At 71.1% G+C, this 2,263-nt stretch carries 1 protein-coding gene; it reads left to right on the top strand.

The annotated features are described in order from the left end of the window. A partial coding sequence (locus tag ACH4F2_RS35740; protein ID WP_398136782.1) for a type I polyketide synthase occupies positions 1-2,263 on the top strand: 2,263 nt, incomplete at both ends.

The following is a 2,263-nucleotide window of genomic DNA, read 5'->3' on the forward strand; positions in this document are numbered from 1 at the left end:
GGGTGAGTGTGGTGGCGTGTGATGTGGCGGATCGTGAGGCGCTGGCGGCCGTACTGGCCGACCACCCGCCGACCGCCGTCGTCCACGCCGCCGGCGTAGGCCAGTTCGTCGACCTGGTCGACATCGACACCACACGGCTCGAGGACGTCATGGCAGCGAAGGTGGCGGGTGCCCGCCATCTGGACGAGCTGCTGGGTGGGGCGGAGCTGGACGCGTTCGTGCTGTTCTCGTCGAACGCCGGTGTGTGGGGCGGCGGCAAGCAGGGCGTCTATGCCGCTGCCAACGCCCATCTCGACGCGCTTGCCCAGGACCGCAGGGCGCGTGGCCTGACCGCGACCTCCGTCGCCTGGGGTGCCTGGGCGGGAGGCGGCATGATCACCGATGGCGCCGCCGAGGAACAACTCCGGCGGCGTGGCGTGCTGCCGATGGATCCGGAGCTGGCGGTGTCGGCGCTGGTGCAGGCGGTGGAGCACGACGAGACGTTCGTGGCCGTCGCCGACGTTGACTGGGCCCGCTTCGTACCCGGCTTCACGGCGGCCCGCCCACGCCCGCTCCTCACCGACATCCCCGAGGTGCGCGCGGCTCTGGACCACGGCGAGGTCCCGAAGGGCGGGAACACGACGTCCGTCGACGGCTCCCTGGCACAGCGCCTCACCGGTCTCACGGCGACCGAACGATCGAGGACGGTCCTCGACCTGGTCCGTTCCACCGCGGCCTCGGTGCTCGGATACACGTCGACCGACGCGGTGGAGGCCAACCGGGCCTTCCGGGAGATGGGCTTCGACTCGCTGACCGCCGTGGAGGTCCGCAACCGGCTTGTCACGGCCACCGGTCTGAAGCTGCCCGCGACGGTCGTCTTCGACTATCCGAGCCCCGTGGTGCTCGCCGACCATCTCCTCGGCCGGCTGGTCGGTGGAGGCGACATCGCGTCCGACGCCGCCTCGGCCGGAGCGGGCGTGGCCGTGGTCGGGGCGTCGGACGATCCGATCGCGATCGTCGGTATGGCCTGCCGTTACCCGGGTGACGTCCGCTCTCCCGAGCAGTTGTGGGACCTGGTGGCCTCGGGCACGGACGCGATGTCCGAGTTCCCGACGGACCGCGGCTGGGACACGGAGGGCATGTTCGGAGCCGGCTTCGCACACGTCGGTGGGTTCGTCTACGACGCGGGGGAGTTCGACGCCGGCTTCTTCGGGATCTCGCCGCGTGAGGCGCTCGCCATGGACCCGCAGCAGCGCATGCTGCTGGAGGCGGCGTGGGAGCTGTTCGAGCGGGCGGGTATCGACCCGACGTCCCTGCGGGGCAGCCAGACCGGCGTCTTCGCCGGCGCGTCCGCCCAGGGCCACGGTATGGGGCTCGGTGCGTTGCCCGAGGGTGTGGACGGCTACATGCTGACCGGCAGCTCGGGCAGTGTGGTGTCGGGTCGGTTGTCGTATGTGCTGGGGCTCGAGGGACCGGCGGTGACGGTGGATACGGCGTGTTCGTCGTCGTTGGTGGCGCTTCACCTGGCGGTGCAGGCGTTGCGTAATGGTGAGTGTTCGATGGCGGTGGCCGGTGGTGTGGCGGTGATGTCGACGCCGGGTGCGTTCCTGGAGTTCAGCCGGCAGGGCGGGCTGGCCGGGGACGGGCGGTGCAAGCCGTTCGCGGAAGCCGCCGACGGTACCGGCTGGGGCGAGGGTGTGGGGCTGCTGCTGGTGGAGCGGCTGTCGGACGCCCGCCGTAACGGACATGAGGTGCTGGCCGTGGTCCGGGGTTCGGCGGTCAACCAGGACGGTGCGTCGAACGGTCTGACGGCGCCGAACGGCCCGTCGCAGCAGCGGGTGATCCGGCAGGCGCTGGCCAGTGCGCGGGTCGATGCGTCCGGTGTGGATGTGGTGGAGGCGCACGGCACGGGGACGACGCTGGGCGATCCGATCGAGGCGCAGGCCCTGCTCGCCACGTACGGGCAGGAGCGGGACACCGACCGGCCGTTGTGGCTGGGGTCGATCAAGTCGAACATCGGGCACACGCAGGCTGCCGCCGGCGTGGCGGGCATCCTCAAGATGGTCATGGCGATGCGCCACGGAGAACTGCCGAGAACCTTGCACGTGGATGCGCCGTCGTCGCATGTGGACTGGTCGGCGGGTGCGGTGGAGCTGTTGACGGAGGCCCGGTCGTGGCCGGAGGTCGACCGTCCGCGTCGTGCGGGTGTGTCGTCGTTCGGGGTGAGTGGCACCAATGCGCACGTGATCCTGGAGCAGGCGCCGGTCTCGGAGGAGCAGGCCGG

It is taken from the genome of Streptomyces sp. NPDC017890 (assembly GCF_044328675.1).
GTDB lineage: Bacteria > Actinomycetota > Actinomycetes > Streptomycetales > Streptomycetaceae > Streptomyces.